The sequence below is a fragment of the Bacillus sanguinis genome (assembly GCF_018332475.1).
Lineage (GTDB): Bacteria > Bacillota > Bacilli > Bacillales > Bacillaceae_G > Bacillus_A > Bacillus_A sanguinis.
The window spans coordinates 1-1,902 of record NZ_BOQB01000158.1; the positions used below are offsets into that span (position 1 = coordinate 1).

The 1,902-nt window shown below is 36.0% G+C and carries 2 protein-coding genes and 1 pseudogene; 1 reads left to right on the forward strand and 2 read right to left on the reverse strand.

The features are described 5' to 3' along the window. Positions 1 to 122 precede the first annotated feature (122 nt). Entirely contained in the window at positions 123 to 566 is a 444-nt protein-coding gene (locus tag KI369_RS17385; protein WP_212956754.1) for a branched-chain amino acid ABC transporter substrate-binding protein, read from the forward strand. A gap of 34 nt (positions 567 to 600) precedes the next feature. Here the strand turns inward: KI369_RS17385 and KI369_RS17390 are convergent, their stop codons facing one another. After that, entirely contained in the window at positions 601 to 1,248 is a 648-nt protein-coding gene (locus KI369_RS17390; RefSeq protein ID WP_098670082.1) for a YhcN/YlaJ family sporulation lipoprotein, read from the reverse strand. Positions 1,249 to 1,429: 181 nt separating this feature from the next. After that, positions 1,430 to 1,902: pseudogene (locus tag KI369_RS17395) on the reverse strand (peptigoglycan-binding protein LysM); the annotation flags it as partial.

The window sequence follows — 1,902 nt, forward strand, 5'->3', positions numbered from 1 at the left end:
ACATGTTTATAAAAATATTTTATTTCCTCTTTCATCCAAATAAATTATATGTAAATTATAAATTGATAAATGTAATATATATGTTACAATTAATGTGACAGCGAAATCATAATAAACAGGAGATGGATATTGTGAAAAAAATAAAGGATGAACGTCTCATTCTGCAAACATTAAAAAATATACGTATTGTCTTTCTTTTTCAATACATTGGCGTAGTTGGAATTTTAGGCTATATTGGATTCACTGAAGGAATGGATCAAATCACGAAATCTCCATTGTGGCTATTATTTATGCTTACGAGTATTTTACTTGCTTATTTACAGTTAAGTGTTTCAATCGATGTAGAAGAAGGCGAAAAAGAAATAAAGTTAACTCCTTATTACAAACTTGTTTTACGTTCTCTTATTGTAGGAATCGTTATGGCTATTATTTATATTATTTTCAGTCCCGAAAGACCTCTCTTTGAAGCTATTTTAACAGGTGGCATTCTCTTCATATGCTTTTTAGGTTCTTATTCCGTTAGTTATTTTATAAAAAAACGTCGTTTACAAGACGAAGATGAATAAAGGAGGAAGGGCTACCCCTTCCTCTTTTATTTTGCTATCGCATAGTACCAGTTAAACCGTAACGGATGTCTCGGAACATATTTGTTATGTCACGGTTGAAATCGTTTGTAACTGTACCGTTACGCAGTCGTGTACTCATTGCATCGACACGTGTAAACATGTCATTTCTTACAGAAACATATACGTTTCTGTTTCCAACTTCATTTGCAACAGCTTGACGAACTTCATTTGCAAGCGCTGTTTCATTCGATACTGGATTACGTGGTTTTACTGCAATCGCTACATCGTTTCCATATACAACTGTAGACACACGGTCTACGTTATTCATACGTTTCACACGATTTGTAATTCTTTCTGCTGTTTTACCATCATTGTTAATGTATGAATTGTTCATTGTAATATTACGTGTTGGATGCGGATTAGCAATTTGACCGTTGTAATTTACATCGCGGTAATAATTGTTATATCCTGTACCGTTACGACCATTTCTATATGTTACATAATCTGTATAACGATCGTTACGCGTTACATTATCACGATATTGGTGTGTATCATTATAAGATGTACGCTCGTAATTGTAGTTACGTCCATCCATTGCATTGTTATCTTTTGGTGTACCACATGCAGCTAATGCACTGGTAACTAACAAAGAAGCAGCAATCACTTTTACTTTCGTATTCAATACAAAAACCCCCTCTGTTAGAATGAACTTCTCTTCTGAAAAGCTCCCTCTTATGATGAGTAACAGAGAAGGTTTTTACACTGTTAATATTTCACTGGGGATTTTCTAACATTTGATGTAAATCTTCCATTTCCAGACCGACTCTACTACATACAAAAAGGTGGGAATAATCCCACCTTTTTTAAACTTCTTCTTCATCCTCTTCTTCTAAAACCGGCTCCCCAAATACATTTGGTGGATCTGGTTGATAATACATCGTTCCTGGCTGTGGTGCATATGCTGATTGAGTTGGTTGATAATATAAAGGATTCGCGTATTGTGGCCCTCCAGGTTGCGGACTATATAGCCTACTCTCTCCTCCGCATCCACAATCTTCCTCTCCTTGCACGAGCGGTGGCATATTATTATCCATTGGCATCATATTTGGATTTGGCATAGACGTATACTGCGGCCCAAACGGCGCTCCTTGCTGATACGGCATTTGATATGGATTTTGTTGCTGATAATACGGATTCGGTGGCATCATAGGCTGTTGATATGGCATTTGATATGGCATCATATTCGGTGGTTGATTATTATCCATGATTGGCATCATGTTTGGCATTTGATTGTTATCCATGATTGGCATCATATTTGGCATTTGGTTGTTATCCA

What these genes read in the sequence shown, in the direction of transcription:
- KI369_RS17385 (WP_212956754.1), top strand. Translation starts at nt 123, where the DNA reads ATGGATATTGTGAAAAAAATAAAGGATGAACGTCTCATTCTGCAAACA.